At 34.6% G+C, this 20,464-nt stretch carries 10 protein-coding genes and 1 pseudogene; 8 read left to right on the forward strand and 3 right to left on the reverse strand.

All coding sequences use genetic code 11. The annotated features are described in order from the left end of the window. The first annotated feature begins 53 nt into the window (after positions 1 to 53). A complete protein-coding gene (locus ONG78_RS00285; RefSeq protein WP_264377407.1) occupies positions 54 to 8,573 on the forward strand; it encodes a DNA-directed RNA polymerase subunit beta/beta' in 8,520 nt (2,839 codons plus the stop codon). A 34-nt stretch (positions 8,574 to 8,607) separates the two neighbouring features. Here the strand turns inward: ONG78_RS00285 and dusB are convergent, their stop codons facing one another. Both dusB and ONG78_RS00295 read right to left on the reverse strand, forming a co-directional pair. Next, complete coding sequence (gene dusB / locus ONG78_RS00290; protein ID WP_405197772.1) at positions 8,608 to 9,585, reverse strand: tRNA dihydrouridine synthase DusB; 978 nt, start codon at positions 9,583 to 9,585, stop codon at positions 8,608 to 8,610. Continuing rightward, complete coding sequence (locus tag ONG78_RS00295; protein WP_264377408.1) at positions 9,566 to 10,864, reverse strand: OTU domain-containing protein; 1,299 nt, start codon at positions 10,862 to 10,864, stop codon at positions 9,566 to 9,568. Before ONG78_RS00295 ends, dusB begins: the two co-directional genes overlap by 20 nt. A 127-nt stretch (positions 10,865 to 10,991) precedes the next feature. On the opposite strand from ONG78_RS00295, the gene serS reads away from it, so the two are divergent. From serS to ONG78_RS08065, 3 genes and pseudogenes are all read left to right on the forward strand, one after another. After that, positions 10,992 to 12,272: a serine--tRNA ligase gene (gene serS / locus ONG78_RS00300; RefSeq protein ID WP_264377549.1), complete on the forward strand. Its 1,281-nt coding sequence runs from the start codon at positions 10,992 to 10,994 to the stop codon at positions 12,270 to 12,272. A gap of 31 nt (positions 12,273 to 12,303) precedes the next feature. Next, positions 12,304 to 13,575, forward strand: a complete 1,272-nt coding sequence (gene purD, locus ONG78_RS00305) for a phosphoribosylamine--glycine ligase (RefSeq protein WP_264377409.1) — start codon at positions 12,304 to 12,306, stop codon at positions 13,573 to 13,575. A 183-nt stretch (positions 13,576 to 13,758) separates the two neighbouring features. After that, a pseudogene (locus ONG78_RS08065) lies at positions 13,759 to 13,824 on the forward strand (WPE palindromic element domain-containing protein); the annotation flags it as partial. Between the two features lie 74 nt (positions 13,825 to 13,898). Here the strand turns inward: ONG78_RS08065 and ONG78_RS00310 are convergent. Beyond that, entirely contained in the window at positions 13,899 to 14,393 is a 495-nt protein-coding gene (locus ONG78_RS00310; protein ID WP_264376299.1) for an RDD family protein, read from the reverse strand. A 134-nt stretch (positions 14,394 to 14,527) separates the two neighbouring features. Here ONG78_RS00310 and icd point away from each other — a divergent pair, with 134 nt between their 5' ends. The 4 genes from icd (at position 14,528) to ONG78_RS00330 (ending at position 20,437) form a co-directional block, all read left to right on the forward strand. Next, the gene (icd, locus tag ONG78_RS00315) at positions 14,528 to 15,955 is read left to right on the forward strand and encodes an isocitrate dehydrogenase (RefSeq protein WP_264377410.1); all 1,428 of its coding nucleotides are present in this window, start codon (positions 14,528 to 14,530) and stop codon (positions 15,953 to 15,955) included. Positions 15,956 to 16,037: 82 nt separating this feature from the next. Further along, entirely contained in the window at positions 16,038 to 17,294 is a 1,257-nt protein-coding gene (locus ONG78_RS00320; protein WP_264374982.1) for a molecular chaperone DnaJ, read from the forward strand. A gap of 21 nt (positions 17,295 to 17,315) precedes the next feature. Further along, the gene (nth, locus tag ONG78_RS00325) at positions 17,316 to 17,963 is read left to right on the forward strand and encodes an endonuclease III (protein ID WP_264374981.1); all 648 of its coding nucleotides are present in this window, start codon (positions 17,316 to 17,318) and stop codon (positions 17,961 to 17,963) included. A 410-nt stretch (positions 17,964 to 18,373) separates the two neighbouring features. Then, the gene (locus ONG78_RS00330) at positions 18,374 to 20,437 is read left to right on the forward strand and encodes an ankyrin repeat domain-containing protein (protein ID WP_264377411.1); all 2,064 of its coding nucleotides are present in this window, start codon (positions 18,374 to 18,376) and stop codon (positions 20,435 to 20,437) included. Positions 20,438 to 20,464 lie beyond the last annotated feature (27 nt).

Raw genomic sequence — 20,464 nt, forward strand, 5'->3', positions numbered from 1 at the left:
TAGTATATTAATTTTATGTTGATATAGCTCTTTTAATTAGTGAAGGTATTTTAATGGTTGATTCTTCTTATATGTGTGCTTCTAGTGCTTTTGTTCCTAGAGTTTCTTATTCCAGGTCGATTGATTTAAAAGATTCTTTGTTGGATTTGGTTAAAGTCCAAAAGGGGTCATATAATTCCTTTACTCCTAATAATGAGAGTAATGAAAGACTTGAAGCTATCTTTCATACAATTTTTCCAATATCTGATCCTTTGCATAGGGCTACTATCGAATTTTTGAATTGTAGGGTAGATGATCTTAAGTATAGTGAATCTGAATGTATAAAACGTGGTATAACTTTTTCTGCTCAGGTTATTGCTTCTATACGTCTTGTTATTATGCAGGATGGTGTTTCTCTTGAAAAATATCAAGAGATTAAAGAAGATGATGATCATTCTAAGCTTGCAACTGTTATAAAATCTGCTGAAGAGCAGGAGGTTCGCTTTTGTGAACTGCCTATGATGACTGATAAAGGTACTTTCATCATCAATGGCGTAGAGAAAGTTATCGTTTCACAAATGCATAGATCTCCTGGAGTGTTTTTTGATAGTGATAAGGGAAAAACTTACAATTCTGGCAAATTAATCTATTCTGCTAGAGTTATTCCTTATAGAGGTTCTTGGCTTGATATTGAGTTTGATGTTAAAGATCATTTGTATTTTCGTATTGATAGAAAGAGAAAGTTGCCAATATCAGTTTTATTAAAGGCTTTGGGCTTACCAAATAATGACATACTTAATAAATTTTATGAAAAAATAGAGTATATAAAACATAAAAGTGGCTGGAGAGTACCTTTTTCCCCTGATAAATTCAAGGGAGTGAGGCTTCCTTTTGATTTAAAGAATGTTGAAGGCAATGTGTTACTTAAAGCTAATGTTCGTATTACTTCAAAATTAGCTAAAAATCTATATGATAACGGATTGAAAGAGTATCTAATTCCTTATGATTCTATATGTGGTTTATTTCTTGCAGAAGATTTAATAGATAGTGCTAGTTCTACAAAAGTCTTATCTGCTGGTGAATCTATAAGATTAGAGGATATAAAAAAGCTTGAATTATTATCTATAGATAAAATATCAGTGTTGAACATAGATAATGTTTCTGTTGGACCTTACATATTAAACACACTTTTCTTAGATGAAAACATGTCTTATGAGAACGCTCTATATGAAATATATAAGGTTTTGCGTCCTGGTGAAGTTCCTGTTTTAAAGATAGTAGAGGAGTTTTTTCGTAATCTTTTCTTCAGTTCGGAATATTATGATTTGTCTAACATTGGTAGATTAAAACTTAACTCTTGCCTTGGGTTAAATTATGAGGAAAATTTAACTACTTTAACACATGAAGACATTATTGAAATTATAAGAAAAATAGTATTGTTACGTGATGGTCAAGGATCTGTAGATGATATTGATCATTTAGCAAATAGAAGAGTCCGTTCAGTTGGAGAGTTTATAGAAAATCAATTTAGAACTGGATTATTAAAATTGGGACGGGCAGTAGTTGATTCTATGTCTACTTCTAGTTTAGATAAAGTCTCTCCATCTGATTTTATAAATCCAAAAGTGTTAACCAATGTCTTAAGAGATTTTTTCAACTCTTCCCAATTATCTCAATTTATGGATCAGACTAATCCATTATCTGAAATAACACATAAAAGAAGATTGTCGGCGTTAGGTCCTGGTGGTTTAACAAGAGAGAGGGCGGGATTTGAAGTGCGTGATGTTCATCCAACTCATTACGGAAGAATTTGTCCTATTGAAACTCCTGAGGGGCAGAATATAGGCTTAATTAACAGCTTAGCTATATACGCTCGTATTAATAAATATGGGTTCATTGAAAGTCCTTATAGGAAAGTAGTTAATAAGGTTGTTACTGATCAAATTGAGTATCTGTCTGCTATAGATGAAGGTTTATATTATATAGCCGATACCAGCGCAAAGCTTGATGAGAACAACTGCTTTGTTGATGATATGTTATACTGTAGGTATGCTGGTACCTTTGTAATGGTAAATAGTAATCAAGTAAGTTACATTGATTTATCTCCTAAGCAGGTAATATCGGTTGCTGCTTCTTTAATTCCATTTTTAGAAAATGATGATGCTAATAGAGCGTTAATGGGTTCAAATATGCAGCGTCAAGCTGTACCTTTATTGAAGCCTACTGCTCCTTTGGTTGCTACTGGCATGGAATCTTTCGTAGCTTCTGGCTCTGGTGCTGTAGTTTTAGCAAAACGTGGTGGCATAGTTGACAGCTCAGATAGTAACTCTATAGTTATACGTGCTTTTGACAAAGGAGGAATTAACTACTTGGATGTAGATATTTATCATCTAAGAAAATTTCAGCGTTCTAACCATAATACTTGTATTAACCAGAAACCACTGGTGCATGTAGGTGATTGTGTTAAGGAAGGTGATGTGATAGCTGATGGTCCTGCTATTAATAACGGTGAATTGGCACTTGGCCAAAACTTGCTAGTCGCTTTTATGTCTTGGCAAGGTTATAATTTTGAAGACTCAATCATTATTTCTAGTGAAGTTGTTAAAAAAGATCTATTTACTTCTATTCATATAGAAGAATTTGAATGTGTTGTACATGACACTCCTTTAGGGTCGGAAAAAATAACTCGTGCCATACCCGGTGTTAATGAAGAAAATCTTTATCACTTGGATGATAGTGGTATAGTAAAGGTTGGTACAAGAGTTGGTCCAGGTTATATTTTGGTGGGGAAAGTGACACCTAAGCATTCTCTTTCATTGCCTCCTGAGACAAAATTGTTAATGACAATTTTTGGTGAAAAGTCATTTGATTGTGTGGATTCCTCTTTATATACATCTCCAGATATTGAAGGGATAGTGATTGATGTGCAGGTCTTTACACGCAGAGGGGAAGAAGAAAACGAAAGGGCGTTTCTTATTAAACAAAAAGAGGCAAACGACTTTGAGAAAGAACGAGACCATATAATCAATGTTATTAATCAATATTTCTATGATGAATTAAGAAAAATTCTTATTAATTCTGGCTCTCAAGATCGAGAAAGTATTAATTTTATTGAACGTGAGGGATGGTGGGATATAGGATTGAAAAACCAATCTATTTCTAAGCAAGTTGAGAGCTTAAAAAAAGATTTTGATGAAAAAGTATCACATGCGATAGCAAACTTTAAGCGAAAAGTAGAAAAATTGCATGAAGGCTATGATCTGCCTCAAGGTGTGTCGATGTCAGTAAAAGTTTTTATTGCTGTAAAACATAGTTTGCAGCCAGGGGATAAAATGGCTGGTAGACATGGAAATAAAGGTGTGATTTCTCGAGTTGTTCCAGTAGAAGATATGCCTTATTTAGAAGATGGTACTCCTATTGATATTATTCTTAACCCTCTTGGCGTTCCTTCGCGAATGAATGTAGGTCAAATATTGGAAACGCATGTAGGTTGGGCTTGTAAAAAATTAGGAGAAAAAGTAGGCAATATTCTTGATGAGATCAATAAAATCAAACGTGCTTTTTGTGAGGCAATTAGATCTCTCAGTGATGATGATTTTGAAAAATTTGCAGCATTATATCTTGATAATAAAAAATTTGAGGATATTAATGATGATGAAATAACGGCTTCTATTTTAGATACGCCTAATAAGGATGAATTAAATAATGAATTGACTACATTAGTAGAGAATTATTTCAACTCTTGTAAAGATGCACACAGTAGTTTACGTCACTTCCTGATTGAGGTTTATAGTTGTGGCAGTAATTTATCTATTTGTAATAACATTCGCGATATTAATGATAATCACCTCATTGAATTTGCGTATAAGTTGCGTGATGGCATTCCTGTTACTGCACCTGTATTTGAAGGTCCAAAAGATGAACAAATAGTAAAGCTATTTGAACTTGCTGGATTGGATAACTCTGGGCAAGTTGTATTATATGATGGTTGCTCGGGTGAGAAGTTTGATCGCAAAGTTACAGTTGGTTACATGTACATGCTTAAGTTGCATCACTTAGTAGATGGTAAAATTCATGCGCGTTCAGTAGGACCTTATAGTTTGGTTACTCAACAACCTCTTGGAGGAAAGTCTCATTTTGGTGGTCAGCGTTTTGGTGAAATGGAATGTTGGGCATTGCAAGCCTATGGTGCTGCTTACACTTTACAGGAAATGTTAACTGTGAAGTCTGATGATATTAATGGCAGGGTTAAGATTTATGAATCGGTAATAAAAGGTGACAGTAACTTTGAATGTGGAATTCCTGAATCCTTTAATGTCATGATAAAAGAGTTGCGTTCCTTGTGTTTTAATGTGGATTTGAAGCAAAATGACATAGTAATTGAAGATATATCTCATACTAACATCGCGCAATCTTTTAATGAGGTTAGCATTTCCATTGCTAGCCCTGAAAGTATTAAACGTATGTCTTATGGAGAGATAACAGATGTTTCAACTGCAAACTACCGTACATTCAAAGTTGAGAAAGGTGGATTATTTTGTCCTAAAATTTTTGGTCCTGTCAATGATGATGAATGTTTATGTGGAAAGTACAAAAAAAGAAGACATAGGGGCCGTATATGCGAAAAATGTGGAGTAGAAGTTACATCTTCTAAAGTAAGAAGAGAAAGAATGGGTCATATAGAGCTTGCATCTCCTGTTGCTCATATATGGTTTTTGAAGTCACTTCCTTCAAGAATTGGAGCATTATTAGATATGTCTCTTAGAGATATCGAAAGTATTTTGTATAGTGATAATTATGTTGTAATAGATCCTCTTGTTTCCTCTTTTGAAAAAGGTGAAATTATTAGTGAGAAAGCTTATAATGAAGCTAAAGATAGCTATGGGGTCGATAGCTTTATAGCTATGCAAGGTGTTGAAGCTATAAGAGAATTGCTAATACGCCTTGATTTACATGAAATTAGGAAGAATTTAAGACAGGAGTTAGAGTCTGTTGCTTCTGAAATGAGAAGAAAGAAAATTATAAAGAGATTACGTATTGTTGAAAATTTTATCAAGTCTGGAAACAGACCTGAGTGGATGATACTTACAGCTATACCTATTTTACCACCTGACTTGCGTCCCTTGGTATCGCTTGAAAGTGGTCGACCTGCAGTTTCTGATTTAAATCATCATTATAGAACTATTATTAATAGAAATAATAGATTGAGAAAATTGTTAAGTTTGAATCCTCCTGAGATTATGATTCGTAATGAGAAAAGAATGTTACAAGAGGCAGTTGATTCTCTTTTTGATAATAGTCGTCGTAATGCTCTGGTAAATAAAGCTGGCGCTACTGGGTATAAAAAGTCTATTAGCGATATGCTGAAAGGAAAGCAAGGTCGTTTCCGTCAGAATCTTTTAGGAAAAAGGGTAGATTATTCTGGACGTTCTGTAATAGTTGTTGGTCCAACTTTAAAACTAAATCAGTGTGGATTACCGAAAAGAATGGCTCTTGAGTTATTCAAGCCTTTTGTTTACTCAAGGCTTAAAATATATGGAATCGCTCCAACTATTAAATTTGCTAGTAAGTTAATAAGAGCAGAAAAGCCAGAAGTCTGGGATATGCTTGAAGAAGTAATAAAAGAGCATCCTGTTTTACTAAATAGAGCGCCTACGCTACACAGGCTTGGTATTCAGGCTTTTGAGCCAGTCCTTATTGAAGGTAAAGCAATACAGCTTCATCCACTTGTTTGTACAGCATTTAACGCTGACTTTGATGGTGATCAAATGGCAGTACATGTGCCAATTTCATTGGAAGCTCAACTTGAAGCTAGAGTGTTGATGATGTCAATTAATAACGTTTTAAGTCCTTCTAATGGAAGACCGATTATAGTTCCTAGTAAAGATATAGTGCTTGGTATATACTACCTAACTTTACAGCAACTTAAGAAGGATGATTTACCACTTTTTTGTGCTTTTTGTGAAGTTGAGCATTCCTTAAACAACGGTACTCTGCATATTCATTCTCATATAAAGTACAAAATGGAACACATCAATAGCGATGGAAACATTCAGTATAAAACTATTTGTACAACTCCTGGACGTTTAATATTATGGCAGATTTTTCCTAAACATGAGAATCTAAGCTTCGATTTAATAAATCAGGTATTAACAGTTAAGGAAATAACTAGTATTGTTGATTTAGTATATCGTAGCTGCGGTCAAAGTGCTACAGTGGTATTTTCTGATAAATTTATGACACTTGGCTTTGAGTATGCTACATTTTCTGGTACTTCTTTTAGTCGTTGCGATATGGTCATACCTGAAACTAAAGCTACACACGTTGATTATACAAGGGGTGAAATTAAGAAATTTTCTGCACAGTATCAAGACGGACTAATCACTAAAAGTGAGAGGTATAATAAAGTTATAGATGAGTGGTCTAAGTGCACAGATATAATAGCGAATGATATGTTAAAAGCGATATCTGTGTATGATGAAAATAGTAAGTACAATTCAATATATATGATGGTTAGCTCAGGTGCAAGAGGTTCTACTTCCCAGATGAAGCAGTTAGCAGGAATGCGAGGGTTAATGACCAAACCTTCTGGTGAAATTATAGAAACACCTATAATTTCTAATTTTCGCGAAGGATTAAATGTATTTGAATACTTTAATTCTACTCACGGTGCGCGTAAAGGTTTAGCTGATACTGCACTTAAAACTGCAAACTCTGGATACTTAACTCGTCGCTTGGTTGATGTATCTCAAAATTGCATAGTTACAAAACATGACTGTAAAACGAAAAATGGCCTTATTGTAAGAGCTATAGTTGAAGGTAGTACTATAGTTGCATCTCTAGAGAGTGTTGTACTGGGTAGAACAGCTGCAAATGATATATATAACCCAGTAACCAAAGAGTTATTATTAAAAGCAGGGGAATTAATTGATGAAGATAAAGTAAAGCAAATCAACATTGCAGGTCTTGATGCTATAAAAATTAGATCGCCTTTAACTTGTGAAATAAGTCCTGGTGTGTGTTCTTTGTGTTATGGAAGAGACCTTGCAACTGGTAAAATTGTTTCAATAGGTGAAGCAGTTGGTGTTATCGCTGCTCAATCTGTTGGAGAGCCAGGTACTCAGTTAACGATGCGTACTTTCCATATAGGTGGGGTAATGACTAGAGGTGTTGAATCCTCAAATATTATAGCTTCTATTAATGCTAGAATAAAACTAAACAATAGTAATATAATTATAGATAAAAACGGAAATAAAATTGTGATAAGCCGTTCCTGTGAAGTCGTTTTAATTGATAGCCTTGGTAGTGAAAAATTGAAGCACAGTGTGCCTTATGGTGCTAAACTTTATGTAAATGAGGGTGAGTTAGTAAAAATTGGTGATAAAGTTGCGGAATGGGATCCGTATACACTACCTATTATTACGGAAAAGAGTGGTACAATATCTTACCAGGATTTAAAAGATGGAATTTCAATCACTGAAGTGATGGATGAATCTACAGGAATATCAAATAGAGTAGTAAAAGATTGGAAATTGCACTCTGGTGTAGCTAATTTACGTCCTCGTATTGCACTGCTTGATGATAATGAAAAAGTAATAACACTTTCAAGTGGTGTGGAAGCATGTTACTTTATACCAGTTGGTGCAGTGCTTAATGTACAGGATGGCCAAAAGGTTCATGCAGGTGATGTTATCACAAGAACGCCGAGAGAGTCAGTTAGAACTCGTGATATTACTGGTGGCTTGCCTAAGGTTATAGAATTATTTGAAGCACGTCGTCCTAAAGAGCATGCTATCGTTAGTGAAATAGATGGCTATGTAACGTTCTCTGAAAAAGACCGTAGAGGAAAACGCAGTGTAGTAATTAAACCTGTAGATGAGCAAGCTTCTCAAGTTGAGTATTTAGTATCAAGAAGTAAGCATGTAATAGTCAATGAAGGTGATTTTGTGCGTAAAGGTGATTTATTGATGGATGGCGATCCTGATCTTCATGATATTCTACGTGTGCTTGGGTTAGAAGCGTTAGCACACTATATGATTTCTGAAATACAGCAAGTTTATAGATTGCAAGGTGTGCGCATAGATAACAAGCATTTAGAAGTGATCTTAAAGCAAATGCTACAAAAAGTAGAAATTACCGATCCTGGTGATACTATGTACTTAATTGGAGAAAATATCGACAGGCTGGAAATTGATAGAGAAAATGATGCTATGAATAACTCTGGAAAACGACCTGCTCATTATCTTCCTATTCTGCAGGGAATTACTAGAGCAAGCCTTGAAACTAATTCCTTTATTTCTGCTGCCTCTTTCCAAGAAACAACAAAAGTACTTACGGAAGCAGCATTTTGCGGAAAGAGTGATCCTTTGAGTGGGTTAAAAGAAAATGTTATAGTAGGAAGGTTAATTCCTGCTGGTACGGGTCTGATTATGAATAAGGTGAAAGCACTTTCGCTTTGTGAAAATATAGATAAATATGAAAAATATTTTGATATTGAGACTTATGACGAAAAATTGCTGAGTGATAATAGTTATCAATTACATTCTGATGAAGAAGAGAGTGTGGTGGCATCGCACTATGATCAGTCAAATTGAATGTAGCTAATGAGGTAGTATGTTTAATCTGTTTTTAACTAAAAAAATCAATTATATTTTCTTTCACCTCTGTGCTGTCTATTATGTTATTTACTCTTACACGAAATTCAGATGAGTTTTGAAGCCCGCTACTGTACCATCCTATATGTTTGCGGGCCATCTTTATTCCTGTATCGCTTCCATAGTACTCAAGAATACTGTCATAATGCTTGAGTATTGTGCTTAATCTCTCTGAGGCTGTTGGCTCAGAAACTTTATTTCCACTCAAAAAGTTTATTGCTTGATTAATCAGCCAAGGTTTGCCGTAAGCACCACGACCTATCATTACTCCATCTGCCCCAGATTCTTTAAGTGCACTTTGAACATCATTCAAACTCTTAATATCTCCATTTACTATAACTGGAATTTTTACCTGCTCTTTAACATTTCTAACGAATTTCCAATCTGCTTGACCATTATAAAGCTGTGCCCTTGTCCTTCCATGTACAGTAATCATCTTTGCTCCCAAATCTTCTGCAATTTTTGCCAAGCGCGGAGCATTACGATTTTCGTCATTCCATCCAGTACGCATTTTTACTGTAACTGGCACACTTACTGCCTTGACTACAGCTTCTATTATCTCAGCAGCCTTTTTTTCATCACGCATAAGTGCTGATCCTGCGTAACCGTTTACAACTTTTTTAACTGGACAACCAAAATTTATATCTATGATTTTCGCACCCATGTCCTCATTTAACTTTGCAGCTTCCGCCATAATATCAGGCTCACAACCAGCAAGTTGTACAGCGGTTAGTTCATCAACTTTTGCTTTTTGCATGCTCTGGCGAGTTTGCATGATCATAGCCCTGCTTGCAATCATTTCTGAGACTAACAAACCTGCACCAAGTTTTTTTACAATACTCCTAAACGGATAATCAGTCACTCCAGACATCGGAGCTAAAATTACTGGAGAATCAATAGCCAAATTTCCTATTTGGAGGGACACAGGCTTTCTAGTCTCTAGAAAATGCATTTTTGACACCGTTATAAGCTGAAATTATAACATCTTGCATAAATGAATTTGCTTTCTCTATAAGAGAAGGCTCCGCCTCTACTACCTTAGCTCTCTCGTAATGACCAGGTTTTAAGTATATTGTTTCTTGTTTTTTATTTCCCCATAGTTCGTTGTTCCGTTGATAACCTTCATTTATCATTTCAGGATTTGGCTTAAATATACCTTGATTATGTGATATATGAGGATGAAGGTGGATTTCGATATTTGCCAACGAAGCTAAGATAGGAATTTCTTCTATGAAAATAAAGTAATTTTGACTACTAATTGCCTCTAGATAAGATCTATAAATGGATTTGCCATTCAGAAAAGAATTTGTCACACTTTCGCTACTATAATTTTTGTCATATCTTTTTGTGCTGATAAGGTTATTAACAGCAAGTTCTCTTAAGTTACTACTCACTTCATTTTCAGGTAATCCTGTACTAAGTAGTTTTTTTATCAATTTTTCAACCTTTTTTTCAACCTTTTTTATTTTCTTTTTTGTGTGCTCAGCTAACTTTTCTATTTCCTTATACTTATCTGTTAGATCTCTTGGCCTGTCTAAAAACATATTAAAAACTGTCCGTAATTCAGCTCTTAAAGCAGGTGGCATTCTTTCATCATCTAAAGAATTGAATTGACTTAAAAATTTATGCCACTCTAATCTCATTTCTTGTGCTTTTTCAGCTCTATATTTACTGGAATCACCTTTCTTCGCTCCAAACACAGCATGGAAAAAGCAGTTACCGTCCCCTACAGTATAACATCGAACAACTTTTGTTTGTTTAGGTTGCTCACTTTTTGTTGAGCTGATACTAATACCACTATCTGTAGATGGAGAATAGGAATTTCTACGTACCCTCTTATCCGAATCATTTGTTTGTCTTGATATAGTATCTAGTCCACTATCCAGTGATTTACTTCTTGTGAATTTTTGCTCTTTTGGACTCTTTTCTTCCTTTACAGTTCCTTTTCCATCAACATAACCTTTTACCAAGTGAAATAAAGGTTCGACGATCATTTTATACGTCGCTGCAAGCACTATTCCCATTAAGATCCAAGCTACAGGATGAAAAATTAGCATAGCAAGTGGTAAGGTTAAGAGGAAAGACCCCACTATCAGTCCCAAACAGCCGATAGTAACTGTAGCTGCTAAGTATATACCAAGCGCATAAATGGCAAATCTTCCACCAGCTTTAAGTTTGGTGAAGTGAGTACTCTCTTTAAATTCATCGTATTTTTCTATGACGCCTAACATATTATATTTTACGTTTATTAATTCTAGCAAATTATGAAGGTAAAATCAATATTAGCATTTATATGTAAAAATATTGAGCATTCAAAGCTTTTGAAGTAGAGTAATGATGTTAGTAATAGCACAACATATGCATGATATAGAACATATACGCAAAAACCCTAAAGGATTTGAAAAAGCAATAAAAAGCAGAGGGGTGAAAGAATTTACTGCAAAAGAAATATTAGAGATTGACCATAAAAAAAGATCACTGACTACTAAATTGCAAGCTTTAAATAAGCAACGAAACGAGGTCACGGAAGAAATAAAGAGGCTTAAAATGAACAAAAGCCCATGTGAAGAACAAGTAAAGTTATCAAAAAGCATCACAAGTGAGATAGAGACAATCAGCCTCAAGGAGCAAACAGAAAAAAATAAGTTAGTGAATGTTTTATCTAACTTGCCGAATATTCCTGCGCAAGATGTACCAATAGGTGAAGATGAGAGCTCCAACGTAGAAATCAGAAAATATGGAGAAAAAAGGCAATTTAGTTTTATGCCAAAATTTCATTATGAACTCGGAGAAAGGTTAGGCTTGATGGATTTTGAACAAGCAGCAAAAATTTCTGGATCAAGGTTTACAATACTAAAAGGACAGTTAGCTAAGCTTGGACGAGCATTAATAAATTTTATGCTGGAAACACATGTTAATGAATTTGGTTATACTGAAGTGCATCATCCAGTTTTAGTAAAGGATAGGGCGATGTATAATGTTGGTCAACTACCAAAATTTTTTGATGATTCATATTTAACTACCGATAAATTAAGATTAATTCCCACAAGTGAAGTAGTTTTAACAAATTTAGTTGCTGACAAAATAATAGAAGAAAAAGAACTGCCTATTCGTTTTACTGCATATTCAGAATGTTTTCGTAAAGAAGCTGGTAGCGCAGGACGAGATACAAGAGGTATGATAAGGCAACACCAATTTGGTAAAGTGGAGTTGGTAAGCATCACAACTGAAGACCAGTCAAATGATGAGCTTGAACGCATGACAAATGCTGCTGAGGAAATATTAAAAAAATTAGAACTACCGTATAGAATAATGCTGCTTTGTAGTGGTGATATGGGCTTTGCTGCACAAAAGACTTATGATATAGAGGTATGGTTACCTGAGCAAAATAAGTACAGAGAAATATCAAGCTGCTCAAATTGCGGTACGTTCCAGGCAAGAAGAATGAACACTAAATACTTCTTAGAAACTGACAGAAAAACAAAAAAATACGTTCACACTTTAAACGGCTCAGCTTTAGCCATAGGAAGAACAATTGTTGCCATAATGGAGAATTATCAAAATTCCGATGGGTCAGTTACAATACCAAACGTGTTGCAAAGATACATGAGTAATGATACTGTTATAAGCAAACAATAATTTTGACATATAGAAAAGCGAGGAAATAAAGATGAAGGTTCTGGTTATAGGTTCTGGTGGGCGTGAGCATGCTTTACTTTGGGCTTTAAAGAAGTCTCCTACCTTGACTAAGTTATATGTTACTCCTGGTCGCCCGGCCATGGAAAATTTTGGAGTTCTTGTGAATATAAATATTCAAGATTCAGTGGATGTTACACAATTTTGCAAGAAAGAAAATATAGAGCTAGTGATTATTGGTCCAGAGCAGCCGATAATTAATGGGCTTGCTGATGATTTAACTGCGGAGGGGATAAACGTTTTTGCTCCAAGTCAAGCAGCTGCAAAACTTGAGGCATCAAAGTCTTTTACGAAGGAACTATGTAAACAATATGGTATACCGACCGCCAAATATGAACGTTTTATTGATGAAAGGTTAGCTAAAAATTTTGTCCGTAGTAATAAAATAAAATTGCCGCTTGTAATTAAAGCAAATGGAATTGCAGCAGGGAAAGGTGTCATAATATGCCACACAGAAAATGAGGCTTTTTCAGCAATAGATTCAATGCTAGTGGAGAAAAATCTTGGTGAGTCAGGTGAAGAAATAATCATAGAAGAGTTTTTAATTGGAGAGGAAGTAAGTTTTTTTGCTCTTATTGATGGGTTGAAAGTAGTAACCTTTGGTTGTGCAAGAGATTATAAGAAAGTTGATGAAAATAACGAGGGCCAAAATACTGGAGGCATGGGGTCATACTCATCACCTTCGATTATAAGTAAGGAGATGGAGCAAAAAATTATCCAAAAAATAATATATCCTACAATTCAAGCACTGACTAACATGGGAACATCCTATAAAGGCGTACTCTTTGCTGGTTTAATGATTTGCAAAGATAGTCCAAAGCTTCTTGAGTATAATGTTAGGTTTGGGGATCCGGAAATACAATCTATTTTACCTAGACTTGATCCAAATTGTGATTTGTTAAAGTTGATGTTGTCAGTTGCAGAAGGCAAGTTAAATACAAAAATGGTGGAGTTTAATCACAAAACTACAGTTTGTGTAGTTGTTGCAAGTAAAGGCTATCCTGGTGATTATCAAAAAGGAGAGGTAATTAAAGGATTGGATAAAATTGAAAACATTCCTGGTGTGCTAGTTTTTCATGCTGGTACTAAGTTGGATGAAAGTGGTAATTGGATTTCCGATGGCGGAAGAGTGCTAAATATAGTAGGAGAAGGAAACACTGTGGAAGAAGCTAAAAGTAAAGTGTACTCAGCGTTAAATTTTCTAGAATGGTTAGGTGGGTTCTTCAGGTATGATATTGGTAGTTAATTTAGCTCATGCAGAAACAAAAAAAGTCACTTTGTAAGCAGTAAACTAAAGAAAAACATGATATCTGTTCAGATTCATGTGAAACCAGTGCTTCTTTTCTTGTCATGAAAGTAGCTGACACTGGGATCCAGGTTGATGAAAGCACACTAGCATAGAAAGTGGTTACAACGTTTTCGATGAGATTATATGGAAAACTGGATTCCAGTGTCAAGCACTGGAATGACACCCTCTATTATGCAAATTACCTGCTAATTGCAATGTTCGTACAGATGTGGGTCACGCGCTGGAATAACACCCTTGGTGGTAACAACTAAAGAAAAATATCAACTAGGTTTATAGTCTATTACTACTGTTTTTGCAATTTTGTCGTGAAGAAATTGTTTACGCTGGTCAAGGATTGCAAATAATATGATTAAGATTGATACAACTATGAATAGACTAGAAATATTGAATAGTGTGTAGCAGATTATAAAATATAATACTCCAAAAACTGCTGTTCTGCTTATTGCTTGTATTAGAGTGATTTTTTCAAGTGTATTTTCGTCTTTTACACGCATGCGAAGTAACAATTGTCCTGGAGTACCACCAAATTCTATTATCGTAAATACATAAAATATTAATTCCAATATCAACCCTATTACTTGTATAGCTACTGCTTTATCTAAAAACATTTCAGTTACATTGAGTGATAGAGAATATGCCAAAGTAAATCCAATGATAAATCCGATAACAAACCCCATTCCCTGTACTAAAATATAATCGATTGCAAATGCAAAAATACGTCTTGTAATCCCTGCATAACTTATTTTAGTATCCATACACTTTCCATATTTTGCAATGCTATAACCAGCATAAAAGTTCATTATTAAATAACCGTAAATATGCTATTTTAGCAACATTGACCCACTTTATTATTTGAATTAACATTAAATCATTTACAGTTAAGGAAGTTATGTCAACATCAGTCACAGTTGCGTATGGTGATGGTATCGGACCAGAAATTATGGAAGCGGTGCTGTCGATATTGCGTGAAGCGAAAGCAGAGATCTCAATAGATATTATTGAAATAGGAGAGCGTGTTTATAGTAAGGAATGGTCTCATGGAATTTCTCCGAGTGGTTGGGAATCTATCGAAAGGACAAAGATATTACTCAAATCTCCAACAACAACCCCTCAAGGTAAAGGGCACAAAAGCTTAAACGTTGCGCTCAGAAAGAACTTAGGGCTGTATGCAAACATTAGACCATGCATTTCGTATCACCCTGTTATAGAAAATAAATTCGATAAATTTGATGTTGTTGTAATACGCGAAAATGAAGAGGACGTTTACACCGGAATAGAGCATAGGCTCACTGGTGACTCGTACCAATGCACTAAAATTATTACTAGATCTGGCTCAGAAAAAATATGCAGGTACGCTTTTGAATATGCGAAAAAACATAACAGAAAGAAAGTAACTTGCCTGACTAAAGACAACATAATGAAAATGACTGACGGCGCTTTTCATGCAGCGTTTGATCGTATTGCAAAAGAATATCCGGATATAAAGGCGGAACATTATATAGTTGATATTGGAATGGCACGTGTTGCCACAGAACCCGAGAATTTCGATGTTATAGTAACTGAAAATCTATATGGCGACATATTATCAGATATAGTGGCACAAACCTCAGGTTCTGTAGGGCTTGCAGGAAGTAGCAATATAGGTAATGAATATGCAATGTTTGAAGCGGTTCACGGCTCTGCTCCTGATATTGCAGGAAAAAACATAGCTAATCCTTCTGGTCTTTTAAATGCTGCAGTGCATATGTTGGTCTATATCGGTCAAGTGAGTACTGCAAAACTAATCTATGATGCATGGCTCAAGACTTTGGAAGATGGAGTACATACCGCTGATTTATATAAGGAGAAAAAGAGTAAACAAAAGGTTGGAACAAAAGAATTTGCAAAAGCTGTTATAGATAATCTAGGGAAAAAACCCACAACGTTATCTGAGCTTATAATTAGCAGTGATTCGGATAGTAAAATAAATAAAGTACAAGACAATTACGAACAAGATTACAAAGTTAAAAAGCTAGTGGGTAGTGATATAACGCTTGCCTGGGACAAATCCAACAATTTTGATCAAATAGTAGGATTATTAGAATCGAGTAATCTGCAGATGATAGCAATATACTCAAAGGGTCTTGCAGTTTGGCCAGGAAGTTCAAAATCTTTAAGTGACCAAATAACTTGTAGGTTTATTGCGAATAGTGAAAAGAAAACTATTACAAATAGTGACGTGAATAATTTACTAATCAAACTCGAAGAAAATAACTTTAATGTAGTGAGAATGGATAAGTTGTATTTGTATGATGGGAAAGAGGGTTTCTTCTCTTAGTGGTTGCTTGATATTTTTATGCTTGTGTGAAACATTAAATATATTATACTAATAGCATCGTGTATTTATGTGAGGTGTAGTAATGAGTCAACATTTCAAGTTAACTGGTCAGGAGTTTTATGATAATAATGATCTGTTTAACGTACTAGAGATAAAAGCTGAACAAATTGTAGGTAAGGATTATCAAGCTCTTAGCAAGTTTCTGAAAAAACAATATAATAAATTGATACTTGTAAACCATCCTGACAAGGGTGGAGATAAAAATAGATTTAATCAAATTTGTAAAGCTCATCAAGAGCTAAAAAAATACATTGAACCTTTAGAGTCAGGAAATCCTTGTGTTAAGGTCAGCGTTGATGCTGAAAGTGATGGGCGTTTAACAGCACGTGAATTTCATTATAGAAAGAAGCTGTTCTATACACTAGGGATTAGTGAAGAAGCTATAGGTAAAGATTTTGATGAATTGACTTCTATATTAAAAAAGAATGATAGTGCGTTTGAAGAGGATGTGGAATACTATTTTTCAGGAGATATTTATAGCAGTTTTTTTAGGTCGTCAGACCCTGGCGAGCTTAATAAACGCTTATCAAAACCTAGTATGCAGCTATTTCTTTATATTTCTCCTCTAAAGGAAAAAAAGAACCTAGTAGATGAGGATAAAAAAGAATTAGCGTTAAGATTTATAGAACGTAAAAATGCCTTACTATTTATTCGGACTCTTAGTGTTCTACCCTTAGGCCTGTTAACTACAGTTACTATAGGTTGCTATTTTTCATGGTGGATCATAGCATTTAACATCGCTATTAGTAGAGCCTCTGGTTTATTAGTGAATTATTATATGGAAAAGTATAAAAATTCAGAAATTTCCACTGATGAATTCATAAGTAAAATGAACTATATCGCGCTAGGCAGTAAGCTTCTTATCAACTATCCTTTAGCTGCTTTTTCTGTTTATTTAGTTACAATAAATTTCATTGCTAATGGATTAACTGTTGGTGAAGCTGTACTTGGTCCACTATTGTTATTGGCAGTATTAATTGAAGCATTAGCTCCTATTTTTTCAAAAGGCTGTGAAATATATTCTGATAAGCACATAAGAGATTTACTTGAGGAAGATCCAAGAGATAGAGTACAAAAGGAGACTGATCTGTTAGGACGGTATGATCCACGAAAACTGTTAATGCCAATTATCATGCCTCTTGTTAGAAAATGTTTTGCAGAAGTGGCAAGCGAGTTTGCTGAAAGGAATTTTGATGAGGTAAAAACTGATATGTCTGATGTTAATATTGAAGGACTATCTAATCCTCAAGCAATTGAATTTGCACAGCAAACAGTATAGTATAAGCTTTTAGCTCTATGCATGGACTCAAAAAAAGTAGAACTGATATTTGAAAAATTCAAGCAATCAAATCCTGCGCCAAAAATAGAGCTAAATTATACCAATCATTTTACGTTATTAGTTGCAATAGTTCTGTCAGCGCGGACGACCGATATAAGTGTTAATAAAATTACAAAGGAGCTATTTAGTATCGCTGATACGCCAGAAAAAATGTTGAATCTTGGGCAAAGTGAGCTGAGAAAATGCATAAGCAGTATTGGTTTATATAATTCTAAAGCAAAAAATATAATCGGGCTCAGTAAAATATTGATTGAGAGGTACAATAGCACAGTGCCTACTAATTTCGATGATTTGGTATCTTTACCAGGGGTTGGGAGAAAGAGCGCTAATGTGTTCTTAAATTCAGGGCTTGGTATTCCAACATTGGCAGTTGATACTCACGTTTTTAGAGTGAGCAATAGAGTTGGGCTTGTGAAAGAAAAAGATGTACTTAAAACAGAGCAGTCTCTTTTGAATGTAGTGCCAAAAAAATACCTACTTTATGCTCATCATTGGCTAGTTTTGCATGGTAGATATGTTTGCAAAGCGCAAAAACCTTCGTGTGAAACATGCATAATTCATGATTTATGTGAGTTTGAATGTAAGAGGTTAGTATCTCTTCTTTTGTAATTCAAGTAGCTCACAGAGGTGAAAAAGATTACTTTACACATTTTCCCATTTTCCTTATCATGACAGTAAGAGTATTTATCCTTGTTTTTAATCTCTGCAGATTTAACAAGAAAATTCAGTAAAAAAACTCAGATATTTATTGGCAAATTACATAAAATTATAGCGACTTTTTTTATTTTTTCTACATTCAGCCAAATCGCGCTTGTTAGCACATTATTACAACGCCAATTTCCATTATTAAAACTCACTACTAGGGGATTCTTTTGCCTTTTTTCCATCTAGTTAATTTCTTAATGTTTATAATCCCGCTACGTGTTAGTGATATAACTATACAAGAAGTAGTAGAAAGCTAGCTTGCATTAGCTTTATTTGTTATAATTACATTCGGTTTTATAAAGTGAGGAGTAAATATGCCAGAAGTTACTGGGCAAGATTCTAATAAGGAAAGTAGAATAGAAAACGAGCTACAACAGGATTATGAATATGAACTGATTAAAAGTTTATTCATGTTTCCTGATAGGCGTCATTTGGTAGATATTGCTGAAGCTACAAAAGGCTCGTTTGATAATTTAATGTGTGCGTGGCTTGTTACAACTGAGTTGACAGACAGTCAAGAAGAGTTAGATGAGGAATTGCTATCTATTTTTAGTGCAATGAGATCTTTGAGTGCAGGAGATAGTTACCGACAACTTCAAAAGTTTTTATTAAATAATAAAGATAATCAAGATCTAAAAACCGTTCTTAATTGTGAAAGGGGAGAGTCTAGTTTGACGATATTGCACATAATATCAAGTATGGCTTGGGCAAGAAAACAATATGATTGTGCCGTAAGTTTGCTTTTAGAAGCAGGAGCTGACCCTAATATCAAGAATGATAAAGGAAGGACACCATTACACTATGCTACTGGACCTTATAGTATAGCTGCTCTCTTAGAAAAGGGAGCTGACCTTAATGCAGAAGATAATGAAAAAAAAACGCCTTTGCATCATGTTGCTAGTGTTGGTTGTTCTGAAGGCGTAGTTTTACTCTTAGAGAAAGGAGCTATTTCTGATCAAAGTGATAAACAAGGAAAAACTCCTCTGCAAGTTGCACGTGATAATCATCATGAACATATTGAAAAGTACTTTGTGACTTATAAGCGAGAGAAGTTGAGTGATAAGTTACGCTCTATAATGGAAACAAAAGACTGGTTCGAAGATGGTTCAGGTTACGTTTTAACTAAGAGACAGGGGGGCTTGAGAAGAAAGTTGTTGGATATAGTAAATAACTCAGAAGGTGATTCAGTTGTTGAAGATCTACAAGAATTCTTAGATGATTTTGGGAATGATCAAGATCTAAGAATGGTTTTGAATCTTCGAAGTAATGAAGGAGAGTTGCAGGTGCATCAAAATGCTAAAAATCTTGATTCTTTTGCTCGTTCAGGTACTGATGAAAGAGCAAATAAATTTGAAGTAAAAAGATTACTTTTGAAAGCAGATGCAATCAATTTACAATGGTCAAGTTATGATGAGAAGGAGTATTATTCTAGGGATTTATGGAGTAATTTACCGCCGAATCGACAGATAAAGCTAAAAGAATTTTTAGATAAAGTTTCTAAAGCTCAAAATATGGATGAACTAGAAGGAGTTGTAAATGAGGCTATTCTCTCAGGAGGAAGGATTAATAGACGATTTTCTCAAGATAAGAAGCGTAATTTTACAGATTGTGTTATGGAAAGGATTGGTGAGTTAGGAAAGAATCCTGAAGTTGCAAGCAAGATAGTATGCAAGTTGGTATCAATAGGGGCAGTGTTATATAATAAAGATAATATGAAAGTAATTGATACACTAGAATCTGAATTTAAAGAGCACAAAGAAAATATGATAGAAGCTTATCTAGATTATCTAGAGAGTACCCTAGATTTTATGGAAGTTATAAAAGGAGCAGTTATTAATGGTATGGTAAAGAATGCAAAAATAGATAACACTACTTTATACTCGGAATATTCCGAAGATAGTATAATAAATGTTGCAAGGCTCACAGAAAAAGCTAGTGAGTTAAGGCGAGCTCAGGGCAACATAGACTATGAAAGAGATATAATAAAGATTGGTAAAAGTGAGGTAGCAATTATAACAAAGAATGGTATAAGGAATTACACCAATCTTGCGGACGATAGTGATATAGTGTTGACTTTCCCTACCACTAAGGGAGAGTTAGACGTTAGGTTATATCCTGATAAGCAAAATAAAGACTGGATAAAGGTAGAAGTAAGAGATCAAGAGAGGTTGAAAGAATTAAAAGATTGTGGAGAAGAAATAGGAAAAAATTGCTTATTTGGTGGTTACTCAGTTTACAATGCTATTGAACGTGGGTACTTTGAAAGGCCTGCAGGAATTTTACAGGGAAAAAGATTACAAAGTGGTGAAAAAGTTTCTCATGTAGATCAATTACAAAGTAAAAAAAATAATAAGGTACGTCAAATTGGATTATACTAAGCTTGGTTTACAGTAGGTCTTAGATTA

Source organism: Wolbachia endosymbiont (group B) of Philonthus cognatus, from assembly GCF_947179345.1.
Lineage (GTDB): Bacteria > Pseudomonadota > Alphaproteobacteria > Rickettsiales > Anaplasmataceae > Wolbachia.

What these genes read in the sequence shown, in the direction of transcription:
- ONG78_RS00285 (WP_264377407.1), top strand. Translation starts at nt 54, where the DNA reads ATGGTTGATTCTTCTTATATGTGTGCTTCTAGTGCTTTTGTTCCTAGA.
- dusB (WP_405197772.1), bottom strand. Translation starts at nt 9,585, where the DNA reads ATGCATTTTCTAGAGACTAGAAAGCCTGTGTCCCTCCAAATAGGAAAT.
- ONG78_RS00295 (WP_264377408.1), bottom strand. Translation starts at nt 10,864, where the DNA reads ATGTTAGGCGTCATAGAAAAATACGATGAATTTAAAGAGAGTACTCAC.
- serS (WP_264377549.1), top strand. Translation starts at nt 10,992, where the DNA reads ATGCATGATATAGAACATATACGCAAAAACCCTAAAGGATTTGAAAAA.
- purD (WP_264377409.1), top strand. Translation starts at nt 12,304, where the DNA reads ATGAAGGTTCTGGTTATAGGTTCTGGTGGGCGTGAGCATGCTTTACTT.
- ONG78_RS00310 (WP_264376299.1), bottom strand. Translation starts at nt 14,393, where the DNA reads ATGGATACTAAAATAAGTTATGCAGGGATTACAAGACGTATTTTTGCA.
- icd (WP_264377410.1), top strand. Translation starts at nt 14,528, where the DNA reads ATGTCAACATCAGTCACAGTTGCGTATGGTGATGGTATCGGACCAGAA.
- ONG78_RS00320 (WP_264374982.1), top strand. Translation starts at nt 16,038, where the DNA reads ATGAGTCAACATTTCAAGTTAACTGGTCAGGAGTTTTATGATAATAAT.
- nth (WP_264374981.1), top strand. Translation starts at nt 17,316, where the DNA reads ATGGACTCAAAAAAAGTAGAACTGATATTTGAAAAATTCAAGCAATCA.
- ONG78_RS00330 (WP_264377411.1), top strand. Translation starts at nt 18,374, where the DNA reads ATGCCAGAAGTTACTGGGCAAGATTCTAATAAGGAAAGTAGAATAGAA.